21 protein-coding genes are annotated in these 24,341 nt (G+C 70.2%); 11 read left to right on the plus strand and 10 right to left on the minus strand.

The window, feature by feature from the left end; translation table 11 throughout:
• Positions 1-73: 73 nt before the first annotated feature.
• A complete protein-coding gene (locus AB0K73_RS04050; protein WP_360510482.1) occupies positions 74-1,000 on the minus strand; it encodes a PfkB family carbohydrate kinase in 927 nt (308 codons plus the stop codon).
• Positions 1,001-1,003: 3 nt separating this feature from the next.
• Positions 1,004-2,044, minus strand: a complete 1,041-nt coding sequence (locus tag AB0K73_RS04055; protein ID WP_360510481.1) for a LacI family DNA-binding transcriptional regulator — start codon at positions 2,042-2,044, stop codon at positions 1,004-1,006.
• 137 nt (positions 2,045-2,181) lie between these two features.
• Between AB0K73_RS04055 and AB0K73_RS04060 the strand changes: the two genes are divergently transcribed.
• The 4 genes from AB0K73_RS04060 to AB0K73_RS04075 are packed head-to-tail and all read left to right on the plus strand — an operon-like array spanning position 2,182 to position 5,519.
• Positions 2,182-3,279 (plus strand): substrate-binding domain-containing protein, encoded by a 1,098-nt coding sequence (locus AB0K73_RS04060; RefSeq protein WP_360510480.1) that lies wholly within the window; start codon positions 2,182-2,184, stop codon positions 3,277-3,279.
• Positions 3,280-3,325: 46 nt separating this feature from the next.
• A complete protein-coding gene (locus tag AB0K73_RS04065) occupies positions 3,326-4,366 on the plus strand; it encodes an ABC transporter permease (RefSeq protein ID WP_360510479.1) in 1,041 nt (346 codons plus the stop codon).
• Positions 4,363-5,169 carry an ATP-binding cassette domain-containing protein gene (locus AB0K73_RS04070; RefSeq protein ID WP_360510478.1) on the plus strand — a complete coding sequence of 269 codons (807 nt, stop codon included), beginning with the start codon at positions 4,363-4,365 and terminating at the stop codon, positions 5,167-5,169. Before AB0K73_RS04065 ends, AB0K73_RS04070 begins: the two co-directional genes overlap by 4 nt.
• Complete coding sequence (locus AB0K73_RS04075; RefSeq protein ID WP_360510477.1) at positions 5,166-5,519, plus strand: antibiotic biosynthesis monooxygenase; 354 nt, start codon at positions 5,166-5,168, stop codon at positions 5,517-5,519. Before AB0K73_RS04070 ends, AB0K73_RS04075 begins: the two co-directional genes overlap by 4 nt.
• 36 nt (positions 5,520-5,555) lie before the next feature.
• On the opposite strand, the gene AB0K73_RS04080 is transcribed toward AB0K73_RS04075, so the two are convergent.
• Complete coding sequence (locus AB0K73_RS04080; RefSeq protein WP_360510476.1) at positions 5,556-6,590, minus strand: DUF2804 domain-containing protein; 1,035 nt, start codon at positions 6,588-6,590, stop codon at positions 5,556-5,558.
• Between the two features lie 91 nt (positions 6,591-6,681).
• Between AB0K73_RS04080 and AB0K73_RS04085 the strand changes: the two genes are divergently transcribed.
• Positions 6,682-7,317 carry a TetR/AcrR family transcriptional regulator gene (locus AB0K73_RS04085; RefSeq protein WP_360510475.1) on the plus strand — a complete coding sequence of 212 codons (636 nt, stop codon included), beginning with the start codon at positions 6,682-6,684 and terminating at the stop codon, positions 7,315-7,317.
• A gap of 91 nt (positions 7,318-7,408) precedes the next feature.
• Here AB0K73_RS04085 and AB0K73_RS04090 read toward each other — a convergent pair whose 3' ends face one another.
• The 4 genes from AB0K73_RS04090 to AB0K73_RS04105 all read right to left on the minus strand — a co-directional run bounded on the left by AB0K73_RS04090 (position 7,409) and on the right by AB0K73_RS04105 (position 13,286).
• Positions 7,409-10,225, minus strand: coding sequence for an immune inhibitor A domain-containing protein (locus AB0K73_RS04090; RefSeq protein ID WP_360510474.1), 2,817 nt, complete (start codon positions 10,223-10,225; stop codon positions 7,409-7,411).
• 268 nt (positions 10,226-10,493) lie between these two features.
• On the minus strand, positions 10,494-11,180 hold the full coding sequence (locus AB0K73_RS04095) for an HAD hydrolase-like protein (protein WP_360510473.1): 687 nt from the start codon (positions 11,178-11,180) through the stop codon (positions 10,494-10,496).
• Between the two features lie 84 nt (positions 11,181-11,264).
• A complete protein-coding gene (gene nucS / locus AB0K73_RS04100; RefSeq protein WP_360510472.1) occupies positions 11,265-11,960 on the minus strand; it encodes an endonuclease NucS in 696 nt (231 codons plus the stop codon).
• A 72-nt stretch (positions 11,961-12,032) separates the two neighbouring features.
• Complete coding sequence (locus AB0K73_RS04105) at positions 12,033-13,286, minus strand: MFS transporter (RefSeq protein WP_360510471.1); 1,254 nt, start codon at positions 13,284-13,286, stop codon at positions 12,033-12,035.
• Between the two features lie 264 nt (positions 13,287-13,550).
• Between AB0K73_RS04105 and tdh the strand changes: the two genes are divergently transcribed.
• The 4 genes from tdh (at position 13,551) to AB0K73_RS04125 (ending at position 18,316) form a co-directional block, all read left to right on the plus strand.
• Positions 13,551-14,594: an L-threonine 3-dehydrogenase gene (gene tdh, locus AB0K73_RS04110; protein ID WP_360510470.1), complete on the plus strand. Its 1,044-nt coding sequence runs from the start codon at positions 13,551-13,553 to the stop codon at positions 14,592-14,594.
• 2 nt (positions 14,595-14,596) lie between these two features.
• The gene (locus tag AB0K73_RS04115) at positions 14,597-15,775 is read left to right on the plus strand and encodes a glycine C-acetyltransferase (RefSeq protein ID WP_360510469.1); all 1,179 of its coding nucleotides are present in this window, start codon (positions 14,597-14,599) and stop codon (positions 15,773-15,775) included.
• Between the two features lie 176 nt (positions 15,776-15,951).
• Positions 15,952-17,046 carry a LacI family DNA-binding transcriptional regulator gene (locus tag AB0K73_RS04120; RefSeq protein WP_360510468.1) on the plus strand — a complete coding sequence of 365 codons (1,095 nt, stop codon included), beginning with the start codon at positions 15,952-15,954 and terminating at the stop codon, positions 17,044-17,046.
• A gap of 49 nt (positions 17,047-17,095) precedes the next feature.
• A complete protein-coding gene (locus tag AB0K73_RS04125) occupies positions 17,096-18,316 on the plus strand; it encodes an amidohydrolase (protein ID WP_360510467.1) in 1,221 nt (406 codons plus the stop codon).
• Between the two features lie 49 nt (positions 18,317-18,365).
• Here AB0K73_RS04125 and AB0K73_RS04130 read toward each other — a convergent pair whose 3' ends face one another.
• Both AB0K73_RS04130 and AB0K73_RS04135 read right to left on the minus strand, forming a co-directional pair.
• Positions 18,366-19,703, minus strand: a complete 1,338-nt coding sequence (locus tag AB0K73_RS04130; protein ID WP_360510466.1) for an MATE family efflux transporter — start codon at positions 19,701-19,703, stop codon at positions 18,366-18,368.
• Positions 19,704-19,755: 52 nt separating this feature from the next.
• Positions 19,756-20,130 carry a YccF domain-containing protein gene (locus AB0K73_RS04135; RefSeq protein WP_360510465.1) on the minus strand — a complete coding sequence of 125 codons (375 nt, stop codon included), beginning with the start codon at positions 20,128-20,130 and terminating at the stop codon, positions 19,756-19,758.
• A 117-nt stretch (positions 20,131-20,247) separates the two neighbouring features.
• On the opposite strand from AB0K73_RS04135, the gene AB0K73_RS04140 reads away from it, so the two are divergent.
• Positions 20,248-22,227: a M13-type metalloendopeptidase gene (locus AB0K73_RS04140; RefSeq protein ID WP_360510464.1), complete on the plus strand. Its 1,980-nt coding sequence runs from the start codon at positions 20,248-20,250 to the stop codon at positions 22,225-22,227.
• 54 nt (positions 22,228-22,281) lie between these two features.
• Here AB0K73_RS04140 and AB0K73_RS04145 read toward each other — a convergent pair whose 3' ends face one another.
• Positions 22,282-23,103, minus strand: a complete 822-nt coding sequence (locus AB0K73_RS04145) for a DUF4097 family beta strand repeat-containing protein (protein ID WP_360510463.1) — start codon at positions 23,101-23,103, stop codon at positions 22,282-22,284.
• Positions 23,104-23,432: 329 nt separating this feature from the next.
• Here AB0K73_RS04145 and AB0K73_RS04150 point away from each other — a divergent pair, with 329 nt between their 5' ends.
• On the plus strand, positions 23,433-24,338 hold the full coding sequence (locus AB0K73_RS04150) for a serine hydrolase (RefSeq protein WP_360510462.1): 906 nt from the start codon (positions 23,433-23,435) through the stop codon (positions 24,336-24,338).
• Positions 24,339-24,341: the final 3 nt, after the last annotated feature.

Consider the following 24,341-nt stretch of genomic DNA (forward strand, 5'->3'; position numbering starts at 1 on the left):
CCAGCACCCGCCGGGGACGCTGTACGCTCCGCCCCAAGGCATCGGCCACCCATCCCTCCGCTCTGGCCGCGGCTCAGCTCGGGAACGCCTCCTCGGATTGCGGAACGCGCAGGAGTGCGCCCTCGTGCCGCACGGTGGCCGCGGCGATCGTCATCGCGTCGTCGAGGGCCGCGGTCCAGGCATCCGGCGTCTGCGGAAGGCCGTGCTGTGCGATGTCGTGCACGACCGCTGAGAGGGTCGCATCGCCCGCGCCCATCGTGTCGACGATGGGATCGGGGAGAGCGACGATGTCGGCGCGCACCGTCGTGTCGTCGTGGTACACCGTGGCCCCATCCCGTCCTGCGGTCGCGAGGATCGCACCGTGTGCCCCAGGCCGACCCCGGAGCCGATCGACGAACGCATCGAGCGAGTCGCCGAGAAGCAGCACGGCATCCTCATCGCCGACCTTGGCGAGCAGGGCGCGCGAGGCGAAGTCCTCGAAGTTGGCGAGGAACGCCGTGGGATCCGCGAGCATGCCCGCGCGCGGGTTGCCGTCGACGATGACGCGCTCCTCGGGCCGGGCGATCGCGGCGACGAGCTCGCCGTACTGCTCCGCAACGTCGAACGGGAAGCAGCTCACGACCACGAGGTCCGCCTCGTCGAGTGCGGCCCGGGTCGCTGCGTCGAAGCGGATGCCACGCCGCTTCGCGGCAGCGTTGAACTCGTAGCGGGGCTCGCCGTCGGTGCGATCGGAGATCGCTCGTGAGGTGCCGTGCGCCGACGGGCTCTCGACGAGGCGCACCCGGTAGTCGCGCAGGTACGCCCGGATGCGATCGCCGTCGGCGTCGTCGCCGAGCATCGTGATGAGCGTGACGGGCTGGCCGAGCAGCGAGAGCCCGACGGCGACATTGAGCGCGGCGCCCCCGACGAATTCGCGGGAACCGTCGGGATCCCGGAGTTCGTCGATGAGGGCGTCGCCGACGACGGTGATCCGCCTGGCGGGTGCGGGCGGTTGCGTCATCCGTCAGCCTTCCTGTCGTGGGGGGAGCTCGCCCGATCCGCGTTCGATCAGCCGCGTGGGGACGATCGTGCGCGCGGCAGGCGAGGTGTCGCCGTCGAGCCGCGCGAAGACGCGCTCGGCCGCGATGCGCCCGATCTGCTGCGGGTCCTGCGCGACCACGGTGAGGCCCGGCTCGAGCAGGTCGCCGAGCGGCACGTCGTCGAATCCGACGAGCGCCGTGTCGCGGTGGCGTCCGAGTTCCCGCAGGGCGTGCAGGACGCCGATCGTCACGAGGTTCTGGGCGCTGAAGATCGCCGTCGGGGGTTCGGGTGACTCGAAGAGGGTGATCGCCGCCGCCCGTGCGGACTCCTCGTTGTGGAGCCCCTCGACCACCGGGACGTCGCGCGTGGCGACGCCGGCTCGGCCGAGCTCCTCGAGGAAGCCTCGGCGGCGCTCGCGGGCGGTCTGGATCGTGGGCCGGTCGCCGAGGTAGGCGAGCCGGAGGTGGCCGCGCTCGAGGAGATGCCGCGTGGCAAGGGCGGCGCCCGCGGCGTTGTCGCTCACGACGGCGTCGGAGGTGATGCCCGCGGGCTCGCGGTCGACGAAGACGACGGGCGTGCCACGGCGCAGTTCGGGGGCGAGGTAGGCCTGACTCTCGGTGACCGTGGTGAGGATGAGTCCGTCGACGCGACGGGAGAGGAAGGCCGCAACTGCCTGCTGCTCGCGGGCGGGGTCGTCATCGAGGCTCGAGGCGAAGACCGCCACGCCGCGCTCGAGCGCTGCATCCTCGACGGCGCGGTGCACGGCGCCCGCGAACGGGTTGTCGACGCTGCCGACGAGGAGGCCCAGGGTTCGCGTCCGCCCGTCGGCCCGTCGGAGGTTCCCTGCGTGCAGGTCGGGCTGATAGTCGAGGGTGCGAGCCGCAGCCATCACCTTCGCGATCGTCGCGGCGGAGACATTGGGCTCGCCGTTGATGACGCGAGAGACGGTCTTGACGCCAACGCCCGCGAGGGCGGCGACATGCCGCATCGTCGGGCGGGTGCGCGCGCCATCCAGGGATGACATCGATTCTGACAACGGTGTCACGTCTTGGTCTCCAATGTGCAAGATTGACTTGACTATACACACGGACATGGTCTAGACCTAACGATGACATCGTTGTCAGGTGGCAACGGTCCCCCACCACAAGAGGAGATTCACCGATGAATCACGCAGCACCCGGCGCACTCCGTCGCCGCCTCATCGCATCGGGCTCGCTGGCGGCCGCCGCAGCGCTCGCCTTCACCGGTTGCGCGACCTCGGGCGCCGGAACCGCGGACGAGGGCGACGACGAGGCCGTCAGCGTCTCGCTCATCGTGAAGACGAGCACCAACCCATTCTTCGTCGCCATGCAGGAGGGCGCGGAGGCCGCTGCCGACGAACTGGGCGTCGAACTCACCTTCGCCGCCGGCAAGGAGGACGGTGACGAGGACTCCCAGATCCAGGCCATCGAGAACGCCATCTCCAAGGGCGACGCCGGCATCCTGATCACGCCGAACGGCCCCGCCGTCGAGGACGCGCTCGTGAAGGCCCGCGACGCCGGGCTCTACGTGATCGCGCTCGACACCCCGCCCGGCGACCCCGAGTCGGTCGACATCACGTTCGCCACCGACAACTACCTCGCCGGCCAGGAGATCGGCAAGTGGACCGCCGCGAAGCTCGACGGCGAGAAGGCCACGATCGCGCTCATCGACCTCTTCGACGACAAGGTCGTCTCGGTCGACGTCGCCCGCGACCAGGGCTTCCTCGACGGCATGGGCATCGACCTCGCCGACGAGTCCAAGAACGGCGACGAGGCCGCGACCGGCCAGTACTCGGGCGGCGAGTACGAGATCGTCGGCAACGAGGCATCCGGGGGTGCCGAGGACGGCGGCCGCACCGCCGCCGAGACCCTGCTCTCGAAGAACTCCGACATCAACGTCGTCTACACGATCAACGAGCCGGCCGCCTACGGCGCCTACGAGGCGTTCGAGTCGTCCGGCAGCACCGAGGGCCTCATCGTCGTCTCGGTCGACGGCGGCTGCGCCGGCATCGACGCCGTCACCGAGGGCATCATCGGCGCGACGAGCCAGCAGTACCCGGTCAAGATGGCCGAGCTCGGCGTGCAGGCGATCTTCGACCTCGTGACGACCGGCGAGACCCCCGAGACCAGCAAAGGCCTCGACTTCTACAACACCGGTGTCGCCCTGGTGACGGATGACCCGCAGGACGGCGTCGAGTCCATCGACACCGCCGAGGGCAGCGAGATCTGCTGGGGCTGACCCCCGGCATCCGCACCGCCCCACCCCGACACATCGGAGAGACAACGTGAGTCAGCACACGACGGAGCCGCCGACCTCGGCGCTCGACCTGGCCGAGGAATTCCTCGACCGCACCACCCCGCTCAGCCGCATCCGGAACACCCTGCACCGCTACCCGGCCATCAGCCCGGCGATCGTGCTCGTGCTCGCCGTGATCGTGTTCGGCCTGCTCAACGACCGCTTCCTGAACCCCGCGAACCTCTCGCTCATCACGCAGCAGGTCGCCGTGGTCGGCACCCTCGCGATCGCCCAGACGCTCATCATCCTCACCGCGGGCATCGACCTCTCGGTCGGCGCCGTCATGGTGCTGAGCTCCATGGTCATCGCGCAGAGCACCGTGCACCTGGGGCTGCCGGCCGTGCTCGGCCTCTTCCTCGGCCTCGTGGTCGGGCTCGCGGCGGGCGCCCTCAACGGCTTCCTCGTCACGCGCCTCAAGCTGCCGCCCTTCATCGTGACCCTCGGCACGCTGAACATCTTCGTCGCCCTCACGCTGCTCTACTCGGGCGGCGCGACCGTGCGCGGAGGCGAGATGCCCGACCTCCTCACCTTCATGGGCGAGACGTTCAACGTCGGCGGCGTGAACATCACGATCGGCGTGCTCATGATGCTGATCCTCTACGTGGCGATCGCGTTCATCCTGCAGAAGACCGCGTGGGGGCGGCACGTGTACGCCGTGGGCGACGATCCCGAGTCGGCACGCCTCGCCGGCATCCGGGTGAACCGCGTGCTCATGAGCGTCTACCTGGCCGCCGGAGCCATCCTCGTCATCGGCGCGTGGATCCAGATCGGCCGCACGAACGCCGCATCGCCCAACGCGGGCGCCGACCTCAACCTCGACTCCATCACCGCGGTCGTCATCGGCGGCACGAGCCTCTTCGGCGGCCGCGGCACCGTGTGGGGAACCCTCCTCGGGGCGCTCATCGTGGGCGTCTTCCGCAACGGCCTCTCGCTCGCGGGGCTCGACGTGCTCTGGCAGACCTTCGCCGTCGGCGTGCTCATCGTCGTCGCCGTCTCGGTCGACCAGTGGATCCGAAAGGTACGCAGATGACCGACACGATTTCAGCGGATGCCGCGGGCGGCGCGCCCGCCGAGACCCGCACGCCGATCCTCAGGGCCCGCCGTCTCGTCAAGACGTTCGGACGGGTCGTCGGCCTCGACGGGGTGAGTCTGGAGCTCTACCCCGGAGAGGTGCTCGCCATCATCGGCGACAACGGCGCCGGCAAGTCGACGCTCATCAAGTGCCTCACGGGCGCGGAGATCCCCGACGAGGGCGAGATCTTCCTCGACAGCAAGCCGGTGCACTTCAAGCGACCGCAGGACGCGCATGCCGCCGGAATCGAGACGGTGTACCAGAACCTCGCCGTCTCGCCGGCGCTCGACGTGGCCGCGAACCTGTTCCTCGGTCGTGAGGTGCGCAAGAAGGGCATCCTCGGTTCGGTCTTCCGTGTGGTCGACCAGAAGGGCATGCGGCAGAAGGCGAAGGACGAGCTGAAGGAACTCGGCATCTCGACGCTGCAGGATGTCACGGTGGCGGTCGAGAACCTCTCGGGCGGTCAGCGCCAGGCCGTCGCCGTCGCACGCGCCGCCGCGTTCGGGTCGAAGGTCGTCGTGCTCGACGAGCCGACGGCCGCGCTCGGTGTGCGCGAGTCGCAGCAGGTGCTCGAGCTCATCAAGAACCTGCGCGACCGCGGTATCCCGGTGATCCTCATCTCGCACAACATGCCGCAGGTGTTCGACGTGGCCGACCGCATCCATATCCAGCGGCTCGGAAAGCGTGCGGCGACGATCACCCCCGAGTCGCACTCGATGACCGACGCCGTCGCCATCATGACCGGCGCGGCGCGCGTGTGAGCTGGTCGAGCGCCACCGACCGGGTGGAGCTGGTCGCGCGGTTCACCGCCGTGCCCGGACGCGAGGAGGACGTCGCGCACCTCCTCCTCGCGCTCGCCGCGAAGGTTCGCCATGAGCCCGGATGCCTCGCCTTCGAGCCGTCCCGCGTGGCCGCGCCGCCCGCCGGTTCGGATGCGGTCGCGGGCCCCGAGGCGATCGGCGCCGGGTTCGTCGTGGTGGAGGCGTACCGGGATGAGGCCGCGTTCGCCGACCACCTCGCCGCACCGTACGGCGCGGCGTTCAACGCGGCGCTCCGCCCGCTCATCGTCGAGGACGGCTCGGTGCTGACCTTCCTCGCGCCGCTCGGCTGAGGAGTCCCGAGACGGTGCGCCGCGGCATCCGCTCGGCTACCAGCGGTTGGTGACGTACTCCGCCCAGCCGAGCAGCGACTCCACGGCGACGACCTCATCATCGTCGTCGACCACCGTGCCGCGATAGTGACCGAAGCACTGATGCGTCTCGGAGTGGATGACCCCGAGCGCCGTGCGCGCGAATCGGTCGTGGAACGGCTGGAACCGCAGGTCCAGGCGCGGGCCGCTGATCGACCACGGGGCGAGCCAGTCGCCGGCGTCGAATCGCCAGTCGAGCTCGTCGCCGAGCTTGTGCAGGCGTCCGTCGATCGAGATGGCGTTCTCGGTCGAACCGGTGCCCCGCGTCCAGAGGCCGCCGAGTTGCAGGCCGAGGCGGCGTCCGCGCTCGGTGCCGGATGCCGCGCCCCAGTGCCATCGCATCGAGTACGGCCAGCGGCCACGCCCGTGATCGAGCACCGCCCAGCTCTCGCCCGGCTGCAGCTCGTGGGCGACCCCGTCGACGGTGACCGCGCCGATCGCGGGGCGCGCGACATCCTTCACCGTGTACTGGAACCGCCGAGCACTCCACGGCACGACGACACCCAGCGCCTCGTGCCCCGGCGGCCGTTCGGCGAGCACGTCGATCGCCACGCGTGCCGTGGTGGCGCGGATGCGGGTGCCAGTGCTGCCGGCCTCCTCGTCGATGCGCACGTCGAGGCCCGGCACGCGGGCGGTCGCCGGGCCGCCGCCGAGCGACGCGGGCAGGGTGACGCCGCGGGAGAGCGGCGTGACGGCACTCCGGTCGACCTCCTCGCCGGTGCGGCGATCGAGCACCCACACCTGGCTCATGGTCGCGTAGTCGAGCGTCGCCACGGTGACGGCGGCGATCACCTCGGGCGACGTGAACGCCCAGTACTCCCACCGCTTGTTGCGGCCCCAGGCGCGTGCGCCCCGGCCGATTCCCGAGGTGTCATGCAGCGGATGCCGCGTCCAGCCCACTGCGGCCGGATTCAGCCGCCCGTTCGGCAGCGTGAGCGCCACGGGTTCGGTGAGCTCACGCTCGTGCGTCAACGCCCTGCCGGCCTCGGCCACGTCGCCTCCTCGGGTTCCCGCCCGAATCATCGCAGAGCGCGGCATCCGTGCGCCAGCGGCGGGTACGGTGGGTGGGACCACGAGGAGCACCATGAAACCCGGACCGAGGCGCAGCATCAGCCAGGCCGACATCGTCGACGCCGCCTTCGTGATCCTCGAGCAGAAGGGCTTCGCGGCCGTGTCGGTGCGCGGGGTCGCGGCGTCGCTCGGACTCACGCCGACCGCGCTCTACACGTACTTCCCCTCGAAGAACGCCCTCCTGCGGGCCATGGTCGAACACCTGCTGTCGACCGTGCGGTCGGCTGCGGCATCCGACACCGGCACACCGTGGCGCGAGCAGGTGCACGCCCACGCAGCCGCCCTGCGCGCCCGGCTCGCCGAGCACGTCGGCGCGATCGTGCTCGTCACGAGCGGCCCCCTCGACGGACGGCACGCGCTGGGCCTCAATGAGTCGCTCGTCGCCGGTTTCGTCGCCGACGGGATGCCGCACGCCGACGCCGCGCGGGCGGCCCAGACCGTGCGAGCGTACGTGCTCGGGGTCGCCGCGCTCGACGCCGCTCGGCGCGCGGGCGAGGTCGAGGAGTCATCTGCTGGAACTGGCGGGACCACCCTCTGGACGGATGCCGCCGCATTCCCGCTCACCGAAGCGGGCGCCGGCGCGACGGGTGACGGCTTCGCCTGGGGTCTCGACCGACTCCTCGATGGGCTCGAACGCCACGCCGCCTGAGCGGCGCCCGACGCCCGACGCCGACACCTGAAACGACGAGGCGCCGACCCCATGAGGGGCCGACGCCTCGCCGTTGGAGCAGCGGCTCAGCTCATCCGGCGTTCGGCGCGGTGATCTGGATCACCGCCGCGCGGTTGCCGTCGAGGGTCTGCAGGACCTTGACGACCGTTCCGTAGCCCACGCCGTCGTCGGCGGGGTTGCCCGACCCGAACGGCCCGAGCCCGATGTCGAGCCCGTCGTAGTCCGGCAGGCGGTTGCCCTGCAGGTCGTACAGCGGCGTCGAGTACTGCGCGTTGCCGACCGACGGAACCACGACCGAGGCATCCCGGTCACGGTAGAACAGCGCGCCGTCGGCCTCGCGCAGGGCGAAGCCGGGCACCCAGCCCTGATCGTCGGTGAAGGTGCTCACCGGCGACTGCGCCGCGACATCCGTACAGTACTCGACCGTGACGTCCCCGCCCGTGAAGCACTCCGTGAAGGGATACGTCTCGGACAGCCCGAATGCCGCGTTCGACGACTGCGCACGTGACGGCATCACGTTCAGGGTCGTCGGGTCGGCATCGGCCGCCGCACCGGTGCGCTGCAGCGGGTTGAAGTGGCTGTCGACGATGAGCAGGCCGCCCTTGGCGCCGAAGCTCGGCAGCGCGGTCTCGTTCGTCAGGATCTGGTTCGAGTTGCCGTACGTCGTGTCGCGGTACCACACCAGGGCGCCGGGCGCGTTGTACGCGAGCTTCTCGACCTTCCACGCGTCGACGCTGTACACCGAGTTGTAGGCGTACTTCAGGCCCTCGTCGAAGCCGTCGAAGTTGCGCCACTCGACCAGGTAGTACTGCGCCTTCACCGAGGTGCCGGTGTCCATACGCCAGCCGGGGCCGGTCGTCGTGGTGAACGAGGCGACCTCGGGAGTCCAGCCGTTCTCGCCGCTCTCGACGTCGTCGGCCCAGACCTCGGTTCCGGCGCTCGTGAGCGAGAAGTCGTCGCTGAACCAGCCACGATCCTGGTAGGCGGCATCCGTCGCGAGACGCAGGCGAAGGTCGATCGTCTGGCCGGCGTACGCCGTCAGGTCGACGTACTGGTGCTTCCACCCGTGCGAGTCGCCCGTGAGGCCGTACTTCTTGCCGCCGTAGTCGACCATTCGCTTGTTCGGGTCGGCGTAGCCGTCAGGCGTCGACACCTCGGTTCCGTCCTCCGCGTAGACCTTCTGCTCGGTCCAGCTGGAGCCGCCGTCGGTCGAGACCTCGACGAAGCCGTAATCCCAGTCCGCCTCGATCACGTAGTCGTTCCACATCCAGAACTTCGCGTCGGCCGGAACATCGGCGATCGTGCGGCCCAGGCGCAGGTCGGCCCAGTCCTGATCGGCGCCGGTGTACCACGCGTTCTCGCCGCTGTGCGGCTCGGTGAGCGTGATGACCTTGTCGGGAAGGTTGATCTTGACGCCGTCCTTCGTGCCCTTCTTCGGGCGCGAGGTCTGGCCGACCTTCACGTCGCGCGTCTCGGCACCCGGGTTCAGCACGAGCGGGTCGGCCCAGCCGAGCACCCACTTGTCCCAGAGACCCATGTGCGTCGGCATCGACTGGAAGATCGGTCCGGAGTGCGACCCCGAGGACATGAGGTCCCAGAAGTCGACGTCGGAGCTGCCGGCACCCGAGGTGTCGTACAGGTCGGGCAGGCCGAGGTCGTGGCCGTACTCGTGCGCGAACACGCCCACGCCCGAGTCCTCGGGCTGCACGATGTAGTTCGACAGCATGAGGTCGGTGCCTGGGATCTTCGCCCCGCCGGTGACCGCCGAGGAGTGCGCCCAGATGGCGTAGGTGCCCTCGGCGCCGCCACCGCCCGACTTGTCTTCACCGGCGTGCACGAGCACGACGTGGTCGATCACGCCGTCGGGCTCGAGGAAGTTCCCGTCGCCGTCACGGTCGCCCTGGTCCTCGATGTCGTACTCGTCCCACGGGAAGTCGGGCTGCGCGTCAGCGAGGGCCGCCACCGCGTCGATGGGCAGCTGGCCCGGACCGAGCGGATTCTCGGGGTGACCCTGCATGTCCTGGATCGCGCCGGCCTCGTACTCGCCCTCCTCGTTCAGGAAGCAGAGGCTCGCGCCGTAGTACGCCTCGGAGTGCGGCACGGTGACCCACGGGGTGGCTTCACCGGTCACGGTGTAGGCGCCTCGCGACATCTCCTCGTACATGGCCTTCATCGTGTAGCCCGAGATGTCGATGCCGGGCTGGCCGTCGGGGCCGGTGAGGTCGGGACGCACACGCTCCGTGATGCCTTCGTCGGTGAAGAGCATCTTGTTGAAGTGCTCCGACGAGAAGTCGGGCACCCACATCGTGTTGTTGTCCTCGAGCTCGTAGGTGGCCGGGTCGGGGATGTTGTTGTGGAGCGGGCCGTTCTGCACGTTGCCGGGTACGCATTCCGTCGCCCCGAACGCCTCCGGCACGTACGAGCCGGTGAAGTCGTCGTTCGCCGTCGTGCTGAACTCGACGAGGATCGTGAGGAGCTTCGCCTCCTGCGTCGACGTCGAGCTCTTCAGGTTCTTCAGCTCCTTCGGGCTCTTGCCGGTCTCGATCGACGTCGCCTCGAGCTTCGCCAGGCCGCGGGCAGCCGTGGGGTTGCCCTGGCTGAACTTGCGATCGAGGGCGTCGGCCTTCTCGATGGCGGCGTTCGCCCCCTCCGTGCTCCGGCCGGATGCGATCGATCCCACGATCTCATCGGTGCCGAAGGCGACTTCGGCACGCGGCGAGACGTAGTTCATGTAGTACTCCGAGTCGCTGATCACCGGGGTGGTGACCGGACCCGCTGCGACGGCTGCCCCGCTCGCACCCGCAGTCGCCAAACCGGCGGCGACGAGCGCGAACACTGGGATCACCGCCACCGCGCGCCTGCGCGCGCGTGTGGTCGTTCCAGACATGCATCTCCCTCCGAGTGCCGACGCGGGGTCGCCGCCCCGGCACGAACGAACGCCCGCCTGATGGCGACGGACGTACCCGGAATCCTGCCGTGCGATTCGGTGGCTACGGAAGAGCTCTGTGAAAACTCGATCGATCACGCACGTCTGTTGCTCGGGCACGCATGTTTTCGTCGTCGGATGCCGCCACGTCGCGCAGCTTCGATCGTTGCCCGCGCGGGAGATGCATGCTAGATGCGTTCACTGCATCCATGCCACGGAACGAGCCGTGTCAGCCGAGGAGCAGGTTGCGCAGCTGGTCGGTCGAGTGCACGGTCGCGATGGCGTCGCCGGCCTCCTCAGGGCCGCCGTAGCCCCACTCGACCATGATCGTGGGCACGCCGTTGGCGAGGGCGCCGAGCGTGTCGTACCCGCGGTCGCCGACCATGACGGCCGCGCCGGTGTCGACCCCGAGCGACTGGAGGCGTCGCAGCGCCTCGGCGACGACGTCGGCCTTGGTGCTGCGCTCCTCGTCGTCGCTCGCGCCGGCGATGACCGTGAAGTACTGGCTGAGGCCGTGGTGGTCGAGCACCGCGCGCGCCATCGACTCGGGCTTGGAGGTGGCGAGGGCGACGGGAACGCCGGCCGCATGCAGCCGCTCGAGCACGTGCGTGACGCCGGGGAACACGGGGGAGCGGAGCACGTGGTCGCCGTAGTGGTCGCGGTAGACGTTGAGTGCCTCCCACGCCTCGGCGTCGGTGAATCCCGCGGTCATGCGCAGGCTGTCGAGGAGCGGCGGACCCACGTAGGCGCGCAGCACCTCCTCCGACGGCGCCTCGAGTCCCATCTCCGTGAACATGTGCGCGAGCGACGCGGTGATGTCGGACGCCGAGTCGACGATCGTGCCGTCGAGATCGAACAGCACGGTCGACCAGGTGCGGGTCGGCGCGATGGTCTGGGTGGGGAGGGTGGAAGTCACCGTGACATCCTATGGGTACATTCCCTGAGACTTTCTCAGGGAAGAGAACGCTCTCACGCCGTCGTCGTCATGACAAGAGGGTTCTCAGAACAGGCGCGCGTGGCCGCTCTCGATGCCGCGCATGGCGTCGTAGTCGAGCACGACGCAGCGGATGCCTCGGTCCTCCGCGAGCGTGCGGGCCTGCGGCTTGATCTCCTGCGCGGCGAACACGCCGGTCACGGGCGCGAGCCGCGGGTCGCGGTTCATGAGCTCGAGGTAGCGGCTGAGCTGCTCGACGCCGTCGATGTCGCCGCGGCGCTTGAGTTCGACCGCGACCGAGGCGCCCGCCGCATCCGTCGCCAGGATGTCGACCGGGCCGATGGCCGTCATGTACTCACGACGCACGAGCCGGTGTCCCTCGCCGAGGAGCTCGATCTGCTCGGCGAGCAGCTGCTGCAGGTGCGCCTCGACGCCGTCTTTCACGAGGCCTGGGTCGGCGCCGAGCTCGTGCGCGGAGTCGTGCAGCACCTCGTGGATCGACACCACGAGCTGGTCGGCGGTCTTCTCATGGGTGACCTTCCACACCTCGACGATGCCGACGGCGCGCTGCTCGTCGTCGGGGTCGGCGGCCTCGAGCGTGCACGGAGGGCTCATCCAGTTGAGCGGCTTGTAGCTGCCGCCGTCGGAGTGCACGAGCAGCGAGCCGTCGCCCTTGACCATGAGCAGCCGGGTCGCGAGGGGCAGGTGGGCGGAGAGTCGCCCCGCGTAGTCGACGGAGCAACGGGCGATGACGAGGCGCACCTGTCGAGTGTACGGCGAGCCGCCGACGCGAGCGGATGACGCGAGCGGATGCCGCGAGCGGATGCCGCTGCCTCACCCCTCCGCGGCGGCGCGCGGCCCCGTGCGTTCCCGCGCGGCCGGCGCCGCGAGCCCGGCCATCACCATGAGCACGAGGATCACGAGCAGCGCGTTGAGGATGCCGAACTGCTGCCCGAGGAATCCGAGGAAGGGGGGCCCGACGAGGAACGCGCAGTACCCGATGATCGCGACGGCACTCACGCGGGCGGCCGACAGGCGCCGCTCGGGCACGTCGGCCGCCGCCGACATGCCGACGGGGAACCCGAGCGAGGCGCCGACGCCCCAGAGCACGGTGCCGACGATGAGCATCCAGGTCTCGGTGCCGTAGATGAAGAGGGCGAGGCCGGCCACGCCCGTCGCCGCGAGCACCCGCAGCGTGGGCACGCGGCCGAACCGGTCGATCACGGGGCCGCCGAGCACTCGTGCTGCGGTCATCGCGATCGTGAAGACGGTGAACACGGCGGCGCCGATGGTGGCGTCGAACCCGTGCCCGTCGACGACGGCGAGCGCGAGCCAGTCGTTGGCGCTGCCTTCGGCGAAGGCCATGCCGAGCATGATCACGCCGATGAGGAGGAGCCGCAGGTCGGCCCACACGGCGAGGCTCTCGCGCACCCGTTGCCCCAAGGGCGCGCGCGTTGCGTCGTCCTGCTCGTGGTGCGGCGGCTGCGCCGGGACGGACCGCACGGCCACCACCGAGGCGATCGCGACGAGCAGCGCCATGCCGGCGAGATGCCAGGAGAGCGGGATGCCGAGAGCGGATGCCGCGGCTGCGAGTCCGGCGCCGGCGACCGTGCCGAAGCTGAAGAACGCGTGCATGAGGGGCATCAGGGTGCGCCCGATCGCACGCTCGGCCTCGGCGCCCTCGACGTTCATCATGACGTCGACGGCCCCGTTGCCGAAGCCGAAGAGCGCAAGACCGATGACGACGAGAAGCACCGACGGCGTCGCCGATCCGCCGAAGCCCACGAACACCAGCCCGACCGAGACGATGATCATCACACCCGCCATGCCCACCCGCGGGCCGAGACGGTTGAGCAGCCACGGAGCGACGATGAGCCCGAGGATCGAGGCGATCGATCCGCTGAGGATCACGAACCCCACGCCCTGGGTGGTGAGCTCGGTGTGGTCGCGGATCGACGGGATGCGGGCCATCCAACTCGCGAGGCTGAAGCCCGAGACGAAGAAGACGGCGAAGATCGCGTTCCGCCACGCGATGAGCTCGCGCGGGGTGCGTTCGGTCTCGGCGGTCATCGGCGGCGTTCCGGTCATCGGCTCTGCTTCGTCATCGGTTGTGGTCCCGGGTGCGTGGGGCTGTCGAATCGATTCGATCTTCGATTCGAGAACGATATCGGGCGTGTCGGGCGACCGCAAGGGCACCGGTGGGCGATCGCGCGAGGTCATGGCGACGGGCGCTGCGGCATCCGTCGCTACCATGAAGGCACTGGCGCTCGGCGCACCCGGACACGACCCGGGAACCGACCCAGAGCCGGAACACCCCCCGGCTCGAGTACCAGAGACGACGAGGTTGTATCGATGAAGGCCCTCCGCAAACCCGCACCCGGCGCCGGCCTGGAGTACGTCGATCGACCGGAGCCCGAGCCCGGCCCCGCCGACGTGAAGATACGGGTGCTGCGCACGGGCATCTGCGGCACCGACCTGCACATCGAGCAGTGGGACGACTGGGCCGCGGCCGAGATCCGCACGCCGCTGATCCCCGGCCACGAGTTCTACGGCGAGGTCGTCGAGGTGGGCGAGCTCGTGCACGACGTCGCCGTGGGCGACCATGTCTCTGGGGAGGGCCACATCGTCTGCGGCATGTGCCGCAACTGCCGCGCCGGACGCCGGCAGATGTGCATCCGCACCAAGGGCGTCGGCCTGCACCGGGACGGCGCGTTCGCGGAGTTCATCGTGATCCCCGGCGAGAACGTGTGGGTCCACCACGCGGACATCGCACCCGAGGTCGGCGCGATCTTCGATCCGTTCGGCAACGCCGTGCACACCGCGCTCGCGTTCTCGGTCGTCGGCGAGGACGTGCTGGTCACGGGCTGCGGGCCCATCGGCCTCATGTCGATCGCGGTCGCCCGGCACGTGGGCGCACGCTTCATCGTCGCGAGCGACGTGAGCCCCGCTCGCCTCGAGCTGGCGATGCGGATGGGAGCGGATGCCACGGTCGACGTGTCGCGTGAACGCATCCGCGACGTGCAGCCGCGCCTGGGCATGCGCGAAGGCTTCGATGTCGGCTTCGAGATGTCGGGAGCTCCAGCGGCGCTGCCCGAGATGATCGAGAACATGAATCACGGCGGCCGCATCGCCCTGCTCGGCCTTCCCGCCGATCCGTTCGCGATCGACTGGGGCAAGGTCGTGACCCACATGCTCACAATGAAGGGCATCTACGGTCGCGAGATGTTCGAGACGTGGAACTCCATGAGCGCGATGCTGCAGACGAGCGCCGAGTTGCGCTCGCGGGTCGCATCCATCATCAGCGACCGCTACCCGGCGCGCGAGTGGCGTGCCGCGTTCGACGCCGCGGAATCGGGCGGCGTCGGCAAGGTCATCCTCGATTGGACGGAGGTCTGAGCATGTACGGATCGGTGCAGGCGCAGTTGCGCGCGGAACTCGACGAGATCGAGGCCGCCGGACTCACGAAGCGGGAGCGCGGCATCCACGGCCCGCAGTCCTCCGAGATCGAGGTCGCCGACCGCGAGGTGCTGAACTTCTGCGCGAACAACTACCTCGGCCTCGCGAACGACCCCCGAATCGTCGCCGCCGCGCACCGCGGCCTCGACGAGTGGGGCTACGGACTCGCGAGCGTGCGGTTCATCTGCGGCACCCAGGAGTTGCACCTCGAGCTCGAGCGGCGGGTGTCGGAATTCCTCGGCTACGACGACACGATCCTGTTCTCGTCGTGCTTCGATGCGAACGGCGGCGTCTTCGAGGTGCTCTTCGGGCCGGATGACGCGATCATCTCGGATGAGCTCAACCACGCGTCGATCATCGACGGCATCCGGCTCTCGAAGGCGCAGCGCCACCGCTACCGGAACCGCGACCTCGCAGATCTCGAGGCGCAGCTGAAGGCGGCATCCGGAGCCCGCCGTCGGGTCATCGTGACCGACGGCGTGTTCTCGATGGACGGCTACCTCGCGCCGCTGAAGGAGATCTGCGACCTCGCCGACCGGTACGACGCGCTCGTCTTCGTCGACGACTCGCATGCGGTCGGCTTCGTCGGGGAGCACGGCCGGGGCACCCCCGAGTACTGCGGGGTGGAGGGCAGGGTCGACATCACGACCGGCACGTTCGGCAAGGCGCTCGGCGGGGCATCCGGCGGCTACGTCGCCGCCCGACAGGAGATCGTCGACCTCCTGCGCCAGCGTGCACGGCCGTACCTGTTCTCGAACACGCTCGCGCCGATGATCGTCGCGGGCACCCTCGAGGCCCTGACGCTCGTGTCGGAGTCGGGCGACCTGCGCGCTCGTCTCACCGCGAACGCGGCGCTGTTCCGCTCGTTGATGACGGATGCCGGCTTCGACCTGCTGCCCGGCTCGCATCCCATCGTGCCGGTGATGTTCGGCGATGCGGCGCTCACGGCGCGCATCGCCGACGCGCTGCAGGAGCGGGGCGTCTACGTGACGGCGTTCAGCTACCCCGTGGTGCCGAAGGGGAAGGCGCGCATCCGCGTGCAACTGTCGGCGGCGCACTCCGAGGACGAGGTGCGGCGCTGCGTCGCCGCGTTCGTCGCCGCGCGCGACGCGGTGGGCTGACCTCCACTCGGTGGCCGCCCTCGCCACCCATACCCGCGCCGCCGGCGTCGCAATCTGCGGATATACGATCCGACACCCCGGGCGATCCGACGCGCCCAGGGCGCGTCGGATCGTATATCCGCAGAAAGGAGCGCGAAGCGGGCGGCTCGAATCGATTCGACCGTAGAATCGTAGACGTGACCCGCGAACCCGCAACCACGACCGGCGCCATCACGCGCCCGACCCTCGCCGACGTCGCGGCGAAGGCCGGCGTCTCCGCGTCGACCGCGTCGCTCGCCTTCAGCGGCTCGGGTCCGGTGTCGGATGCCACGAAGGAACGCGTCCTCGCCGCGGCATCCGAGCTCGGCTACGGCGGCCCCGACCCGCGTGCCCGCTCGCTGCGGCAGGGACGCTCGGGCATCGTCGGCGTGGTGCTCGCCGAACGGCTGCGCGCCGCGTTCCTCGACCCCGTGAACATCCAGATGCTCGACGGCATCACCGAGGGCATCGCGCCGCTCGGCGCGGGCCTGCTGCTGCTCACCGACCTCGGCGAGGAGGGCGGCAACGCGGTCGGCATCGAGAGCGCGCCAGTCGACGCGGTGGTGCTCATCGGCTGCAGCCCCCGGGTCGGCCGTTCCGTCGAGGTGCTGCGACGCCGGGGCATCCCCGCCGTCGCGATCGAAGGCGCCGTGGGCGAGGACATCCCCGAGATCTCCATCGACAACCGCGAGGCCACGCGCCGCGGCGCCGAGTACCTGCGCGAGCTGGGCCACGCGGATGTCGCGATCGTCACGCTCCCGTTCGATCCGGCCCGAACGCGCGGCCCCCTCACGCCCGATGTCGAGCGCGGCAGCACGGTCGACACCGCGAGCGAGCGGCTGCGCGGCGCTCGTGACGTCTTCCCCGAGATCACCGGTCGCGTCGCCGCGACGAGCTCCATCGAGGAGGGACGCGAGGCTGCGAAGGTGCTGCTCGCCGACGAGGCACAGCGGCCGACGGCGATCATCGCGCAGAGCGACCTGCTCGCCGCGGGCGTCGTGCTCGCCGCCGAGGAGCTCGGCATGTCGGTTCCGGGCGATCTCAGCGTGCTCGGGTTCGACGGCATCCGCGTCGACGGGCTGCTGCACGACCTCACCACGCTCGTTCAGCCGTCGGTCGCCAAGGGGCACGCGGCGGGCGAGGCGGTCGTCAGTCTCCTCCGGGGCGAGTCACCCGACTCCAGGTGCTTCACGAGCACGCTGCATGTCGGCGACACGACCGCCCCTCCGCGCTCCGCCGCTGCCCGGAGCTGATTCACGGCGCTGATGGCCGCGCCAACGACCCCGCTCCTAGGCTGACGCCATGAGCATCGACCTCGAAGCGATCTACCGCGACCTGCACGCGAACCCCGAGCTCTCGTTCCAGGAGCATCGAACCTCGGCAATCGTCGCCGATCAGCTTCGCTCCTTCGGCTACGACGTGACGACCCACGTCGCCAGGACCGGCGTCCTCGGACTCCTCCACAACGGCGACGGGCCCACCGTGCTGCTCCGCGCCGACATGGACGCGCTTCCCGTCGAGGAGGCGACGGGACTGCCCTACGCGAGCACCGCACGCGGTACCGACCCAGAGGGCAACGACGTTCCGGTCATGCACGCGTGCGGCCACGACGTGCACGTCACCTGCCTGCTCGGCGCGGCGGAGCGACTCGCGGCCGACCGCAGCAGTTGGGCCGGCACCCTCGCCGTGGTCTTCCAGCCCGCCGAGGAATGGGGCGGCGGAGCCGAGGCGATGATCGCCGACGGCCTCTTCGAGCGGATGCCGCGGCCCGACGTCGTGCTCGGCCAGCACGTCGCGCCGTTCCCGGCCGGGTTCGCCGGAGTGCATGCGGGTCCGTTCTTCGCCGGCGCCGACTCGCTCACGGTCCGTATCCACGGCGCCGGCGGCCATGGCTCGCGACCCGAGACCACCGTCGACCCGGTCTACCTCGCGGCGTCGACCACCGTGCGCCTGCAGGGCATCGTCGCGCGCGAGGTCGCGTCGACGGATGCCGCGGTCGTCACGGTCGGGCAGTTGCACGCGGGAACGAAGCACAACATCATCCCGTCGGAGGCGATGCTCGGACTCAGCGTGCGCTCCTTCGACGAGGCCGTGCGCGAGAAGGTGCTGGCATCGATCGAGCGGATCGTGAGGGCCGAGGCCGCGGCATCCGGCGCCCCGAGGGACCCCGAGATCGTGTTCGCCGAGCGGTTCCCGGTGACCGTCAACGACCCCGCCGCGACCGAGCGCACGGCGGGCGCGCTGCGTGCGGTCCTCGGCGCGGAACGCGTGATCGACCCGGGTCTCGTCTCGGCGAGCGAAGACGTGGGCGTGCTCGCGACCTCTTCGGAGGCCCCGCTGTGCTACTGGCTGCTCGGCGGCCTGGATCCGGCGCTGTTCGGCGACGCCATGCGGTCAGGGCGCATGCCCGAGGATGTCCCCTCGAACCACTCGCCGCATTTCGCCCCCGTCATCGAGCCCACCCTTTCGGTCGGCGTCACGGCACTCGTCGCGGCCGCCCGCGAGTGGCTCGCGAAGGGTTGAGCCGGCGAGGGCCGAAGCCGAACCCGATGCCCGGGCGCTTGCGTGAAGCTCAGGCCCGCGCGCCGGTTACCATCCATGCCGTGCCGCGCGCCCGCCACGACAGCGTCGCCGCCCGTGCCGCGAGGTAGCCGATCGCGAACGCGGCCATGAGCCACGCCGGTCCGGCGGCGCCGGCCGGTGCGATCGCGACGATCCAGAGTGCCAGCGGCACGAACACCGCGAGGTTCACGAGCCCCGTCCATGCGAGGTATCGCGCGTCGCCGGCGCCGATCAGCACGCCGTCGAGGACGAACACGACGCCCCCCAGCGGCGCCGAGATCCCGAGCACGACGAGCGTCATCGGCAGGAGGGCAGCCACGTCGGCGGAACTCGTGAACACCGCGGGCAGCACCCAGGCCGAGGCGATCACGAGGGCACCGAGCGCGGCACCGCTTGCGGCGCCCCACTGCAGGCACCGGCGCAGCACGGCCCGCACCGAGGCCACGTCGCCGGCGCCGAGTCCCAGTCCGATGAGCGCCTGCGCGGCGATCGCGAGTGCGTCGAGTGCGAACCCGATGGTGAAGTACAGCGTCATCGCCACCTGGAACGCCGCGAGCGCGTTGGAGCCGAGCGAGGTCGCCGCCCACGTGGCGAGCAGCAGGGCCGCCCGAAGGCTCACGGTGCGAAGCAGCAGCCACCCGCCCGAGGCGGCGCCGCGCAGCACGCCGGCGTGATGCGGCCACGGGCTCGCACCCACCCGAGCGGCATGGCGGGCGATGACCACCACGTAGACGGCGACCATGCCCCACTGCGCGACGACCGTGCCGATCGCCGACCCGGCGATGCCCCAGCCCAGGACGTAGATGAACACGTAGTTGAGCGCGATGTTCGCCGCGAACCCGATGCCCGCCACCCAGAGCGGAGTGCGCGTGTCCTGCAGCCCGCGCAGGAGTCCGGTCGCGGCGAACACCACCAGCATGGCGGGAAGCCCCGCCATGGAGATCGCGAGATACACGGATGCCGCGGCCGCGACCTCGTCGGCCGCGCCGAACGCCCCCACCAGCGCGGGGGCGGCGAACCATCCGGCGGCAGCGAGCACGGCGCCGAGTCCGAGCGCGAGCCAGACCCCGTCGATCCCGGATGCCACGGCACCGCGTTCGTCGCCCGTGCCGAGGCGGCGCGCCACGGCGGGGGTCGTGGCGTAGGCGAGGAACACCATGAGCCCGATGATCGTCTGCAGGATCGCGCTCGCGAGGCCGAGTCCCGCGAGCGGCGTCGCCCCGAGGTGGCCGACCATGGCGGTGTCGGCGAGCAGGAACAGCGGTTCGGCGACGAGCGCGCCCAGGGCGGGCACGGCGAGGCGCAGGATGTCGCGGTCGACGGCGCGACGAGAGTCGGTGGTGCTCATGACGTCACGAGCCTATGCGCGACCGGCGACGGCGTGCGGCTGCGGCATCCGCTCAGTGCTTCTCGATGATCTCCTTGCCGAGCGGCGCGAGCGAGACGGGGATGAGTTTGAAGTTCGCGATGCCGAGCGGAATGCCGATGATCGTGAGGCACATCAGCACGCCCGTGAGGAGGTGCTCGAGCGCGAGCCACCAGCCGGCGAAGATCACCCAGATCACGTTGCCGATGAACGACCAGGCGCCCGAGGTCGGCTTCGAGATCACCTCGCGACCGAACGGCCACACGGCGTAGTTCGCGATGCGGAACGCGGCGAGCCCCCAGGGGATCGTGACGATGAGCACGCACATGATGAGCCCCGCCACCACGTAGCCGATCCACAGCCAGATGCCGGCGAGCACGAACCAGATGACGTTCAGCAGGGTGTTCATGTCACGCCCATCCAACCACTTCGTCGCCGATGGGGCGAGGAAGCCACCCTGCGAGTGCGCCGAGAGACGCGCAGCCGCGGCGTCCGTCGTGAGGCACCTCCCCCGTAGGCTGTGGGGATGACGAAGCTTCCCTCAGGCATCGCGGTGGATGAACTCGACGAGGGGGTGCGTCCGCAGGACGACCTCTTCCGGCACGTCAACGGCAAGTGGATCGAACGCACCGAGATCCCCGCCGACAAGGCCCGCTACGGCTCGTTCCTCGTGCTGCACGAGGAGGCCGAGCAGGCCGTGCGCGAGATCATCGAGGAGGCCCAGCAGGCCGAGTCTGGCACAGAGGCGCGCAAGGTCGGCGACCTCTACGCGAGCTTCATGGACGAGCAGCACGTGAACCTCCTCGGTGCGACGCCGATCGCCGGACAACTCGTCGACGTGGCGCTCATCGGCTCCGTCGAGAACTTCCTCGGCACCCTGGGCCGGCTCGAGCGCCAGGGCGTCTCCGGCTTCGTCCAGCTCTACGTCGACAACGACCCCGGTGACCCCGAGCGCTACCTCGTGTTCGTCGAGCAGGGCGGTATCGGCCTGCCCGACGAGAGCTACTTCCGCGAGGAGCGCTTCGAGAGCGTGCGCGAGGCGTACCGGTCGCACCTCGAGCGCATGCTCGGGCTCGCCCAGCTCGACGACGCGGCCGGCCGTGCCGCTCGCGTGTACGAGCTCGAGACCGACCTCGCCAAGGTGCACTGGAACAACGTCGACACGCGCGACAGCCACAAGACGTACAACCTGTATCAGTGGGCGGATGCCGCGGCCGCCGCATCCGGTTCCGCCGAGCCCGGTCGACGCGTCGACCTGCAGGTGTGGCGCGACTCGATGGGCGTGCCCGCGGGTGCCTTCGACGAGCTCGTGCTGCGCGAGCCCTCCTTCGTCGAAGGGCTCGGTGCGCTCCTCACCGAGGAGCGGCTGCCGGCTTGGAAGGACTGGCTCGCCTGGCAGGTGATCCGCTCGAGCGCGGCCTACCTCTCGAACGACTTCGTCGAGGCGAACTTCGACTTCTACGGGCGCACCCTCAGCGGCACACCGCAGCTGCGCGAGCGTTGGAAGCGCGGCGTCTCACTCGTCGAGGGCGCCATGGGTGAGGCCGTCGGGCACATCTACGTGGAGCGCCACTTCCCGCCGGCCGCGAAGGCCGCCATGGACGACCTCGTCGCGAACCTCGTCGAGGCGTACCGGCAGTCGATCTCCGCGCTCGAATGGATGGGCGACGGAACCAGGGCGAAGGCCCTCGAGAAGCTCGAGAAGTTCACCCCGAAGATCGGCTACCCCGTGAAGTGGCGCGACTACTCCGCGCTCGAGATCGACGCATCCGACCTCATCGGCAACGTACGCGCCACCGCCGAGTACGAGTTCAACCGCGAACTCGGCAAGATCGGCAAGCCCATCGACCGCGACGAGTGGTTCATGACGCCGCAGACGATCAACGCCTATTACAACCCGGGATTCAACGAGATCGTCTTCCCGGCTGCGATCCTGCAGTATCCGTTCTTCGACGCCACGCGGGATGCCGCAGCGAACTACGGCGCGATCGGCGCCGTCATCGGCCACGAGATCGGGCACGGATTCGACGACCAGGGCTCCAAGTACGACGGCGACGGACGGCTCATCGACTGGTGGAGCGAGTCCGACCGGTCGGCGTTCGAGGAGCGCACCAAGGCGCTCATCGATCAGTACGACGCGCTCGCGCCCGACCAGGTGCCCGACCACCACGTGAACGGCGCGCTGACGATCGGTGAGAACATCGGCGACCTCGGCGGGCTCGCGATCGCCTGGAAGGCCTACCGACTCTCGCTCGGGAAGGTCAAGCCGCCCGTGATCGACGGCCTGACCGGTGCGCAGCGGTTCTTCCTGTCCTGGGCGCAGGCGTGGCAGATGAAGGGCCGCGACGAGGAGGTCATCCGACTCCTCGCCATCGACCCGCACTCGCCGAACGAGTTCCGCTGCAACCAGATCGTGCGCAACATCGAGGAGTTCTACGACGCCTTCGACGTCACCGAGCGCGATGCCCTCTGGCTCGACCCGGCCCAGCGCGTCACCATCTGGTAGGCGCCGGGCCGGTGGGCTGGGTCTGGGCCGTGTCGCCGTGCGCCGGGCCCCGGATCAGTTCGTGACCGAGATGTCGCCGACGCCCGAGGTGAAGTCGTAGTGGCGGGCCGCCGACGGGTCGTTCGGCACCTCGAGCTCGAGGTCGCCGATCGTCGTGTCCGCGCTCACGGCGTACCGGCCGTCGGGGAGCTTCACGGTCACCTCGCCGGTGTCGGTGTCGACGTCGATGCCGTCAGGCAGCGCATCGAGTTCGAGCGTGATGTCGCCGATGGCGGACTCCGCGGTCATCGCTCCGGCCGTGCTGAAGCGCGTCACGTCGATGTCGCCGGCGGTGGTGCGCACGTCGACGGATGCCGCGGCGCCGTGCAGCTCGATGTCGCCGACGTCGCTCCGGGCGGTCACGCCGCCGAACTCGCCGGTCGCCCGGATGTCGCCGACGTCGGTGCTCACCGCGAACGCCACGTCGCCCTCGAGCGAGGCGGGCAGTACGAGTTCGAGGCGCGGGCTGCGGGGGCCGAGCCACGGCCACCACTGCGGCAAGCCGACCTCGCGCACGTGTCGCAGCGAGATGTGCAGGGTGTCGCCGCGCACCTCGTGGTCGAGGTGGAGGCGCGCCCGGGAGTCGCCCTGACGGAGCGTGAGCTCGCTGCGGTCGAGGTCCCGGTAGGTGATGTCCACGTCGGCGAGGTCGCTGTCGAGCACGACCGAGTCGAAGGATTCGTCGATCTCCCAGGTGCCCGAGGCATCCGGCCGGGTCGCCGCGCGAACGGCGCCCACGACGAGCCAGACGATCAGTGCGGCGATGACCACCCCGGCGACGATCAACGCCACGTTTCGGCCGGTGCGGGAGGAGTTCGGGGGTGCGGTTGTCGTCATGATGGCTTCCTGCTCAAGGCCGCCGAAGCGGCATCCGATGGGATAGCACTCACGCTAGGAACCGCTGGCGAAGCGCGGGAGCAGGGGAGCCGCCCACTCCCGCGGGGGTTAACCCCCGCCACGCTCGGCGGGTGCGTTCGGAGGAGCATCGGGGCGTTCTACACTGGCTTCGGAGTGACTCCCGATGACGCCCGTCGGTTCGATCCGGCCGAGCGGGCGACGATCTGGCAGCCCACCCGCCGCAACCGTCCAGTCCGTAAGTTTCGTGCGCGCCGCAGACCGCGGTGGGGGAGCGCCGACCGTCCGAGGAAGATCGTGCAATCACCGTGGTGACGTCGTCGCAGGAATCCGAGCGACGGGCGCGGCACGCCTCCGTACGGCTCGGACGCCATCGCACCGACGAGCAGAACGAGAGTTTCGCGCGCGGGTTCAACATCCTGGGCGAGCTCGCGCTCGCCGGCGTGCAGGTGTCGGCCCGGGCCACCGACCTCGCCACCGGCAAGGTGCTGTTCTCGGTCGACGACCACGTGGTGATGCCCACGGCGTCCATCGGCAAGGTGCTGCTGCTCGTCGAGGTGGCCACACGGCTCTCGGGCACCACGCCCGAGACGTTCACGGTGCTCGATCGCGCGCCGAGCGACGCGGTCGGCGACTCCGGCATCTGGCAGCACCTGCAGTCACCGTCGCTGCCCATCGCCGACCTCGCCGCCCTCATCGGCGCCACGAGTGACAACCTCGCCACGAACGTGCTCATCCGCCACGTCGGACTCGAGGCCGTGCGCTCCCGCACGGAGGCGCTCGGGCTCACCCGCACGGCCCTCCTCGACCTCGTGCGCGATCACCGCGGACCTGACGATGCCCCGCAGCTGTCGATCGGCTCGGCGAAGGAACTGACGTGGCTGTTCGCGTCCCTCGCCCGCGGTGAGATCGTGAGCCCCGAGGTGTCGCAGCGGGTCGTCGGCTGGCTCTCGCTCAACGCCGACCTGTCGCTCGTCGCGAGTGCGTTCGGCCTCGATCCGCTCGCGCACCGGATGCCCGACCACAACGTGCTGCTCATGAACAAGACCGGCACCGACGGCGGGGTGCGCAGCGAGGTCGGCGTGCTTCGCGGCCCGCGTGCGGGCGTCGCCTACGCCGTGTCGATGTACTTCGCCGACACCATGCTCTCGTCGCGCCTGGCCGTGCTCGACGGCATGCGCCAGGTGGGGCTCGACCTGCTGGAGTACGTGCACTGAGCG

Source organism: Agromyces sp. NPDC052230 (assembly GCF_040679595.1).
Lineage (GTDB): Bacteria > Actinomycetota > Actinomycetes > Actinomycetales > Microbacteriaceae > Agromyces.

What these genes read in the sequence shown, in the direction of transcription:
- AB0K73_RS04135 (WP_360510465.1), bottom strand. Translation starts at nt 20,130, where the DNA reads ATGAACACCCTGCTGAACGTCATCTGGTTCGTGCTCGCCGGCATCTGG.
- AB0K73_RS04085 (WP_360510475.1), top strand. Translation starts at nt 6,682, where the DNA reads ATGAAACCCGGACCGAGGCGCAGCATCAGCCAGGCCGACATCGTCGAC.
- AB0K73_RS04145 (WP_360510463.1), bottom strand. Translation starts at nt 23,103, where the DNA reads ATGACGACAACCGCACCCCCGAACTCCTCCCGCACCGGCCGAAACGTG.
- AB0K73_RS04140 (WP_360510464.1), top strand. Translation starts at nt 20,248, where the DNA reads ATGACGAAGCTTCCCTCAGGCATCGCGGTGGATGAACTCGACGAGGGG.
- AB0K73_RS04050 (WP_360510482.1), bottom strand. Translation starts at nt 1,000, where the DNA reads ATGACGCAACCGCCCGCACCCGCCAGGCGGATCACCGTCGTCGGCGAC.
- AB0K73_RS04060 (WP_360510480.1), top strand. Translation starts at nt 2,182, where the DNA reads ATGAATCACGCAGCACCCGGCGCACTCCGTCGCCGCCTCATCGCATCG.
- tdh (WP_360510470.1), top strand. Translation starts at nt 13,551, where the DNA reads ATGAAGGCCCTCCGCAAACCCGCACCCGGCGCCGGCCTGGAGTACGTC.
- AB0K73_RS04105 (WP_360510471.1), bottom strand. Translation starts at nt 13,286, where the DNA reads ATGACCGGAACGCCGCCGATGACCGCCGAGACCGAACGCACCCCGCGC.
- AB0K73_RS04090 (WP_360510474.1), bottom strand. Translation starts at nt 10,225, where the DNA reads ATGTCTGGAACGACCACACGCGCGCGCAGGCGCGCGGTGGCGGTGATC.
- AB0K73_RS04070 (WP_360510478.1), top strand. Translation starts at nt 4,363, where the DNA reads ATGACCGACACGATTTCAGCGGATGCCGCGGGCGGCGCGCCCGCCGAG.
- AB0K73_RS04125 (WP_360510467.1), top strand. Translation starts at nt 17,096, where the DNA reads ATGAGCATCGACCTCGAAGCGATCTACCGCGACCTGCACGCGAACCCC.
- AB0K73_RS04130 (WP_360510466.1), bottom strand. Translation starts at nt 19,703, where the DNA reads ATGAGCACCACCGACTCTCGTCGCGCCGTCGACCGCGACATCCTGCGC.
- AB0K73_RS04055 (WP_360510481.1), bottom strand. Translation starts at nt 2,044, where the DNA reads ATGTCATCCCTGGATGGCGCGCGCACCCGCCCGACGATGCGGCATGTC.
- AB0K73_RS04115 (WP_360510469.1), top strand. Translation starts at nt 14,597, where the DNA reads ATGTACGGATCGGTGCAGGCGCAGTTGCGCGCGGAACTCGACGAGATC.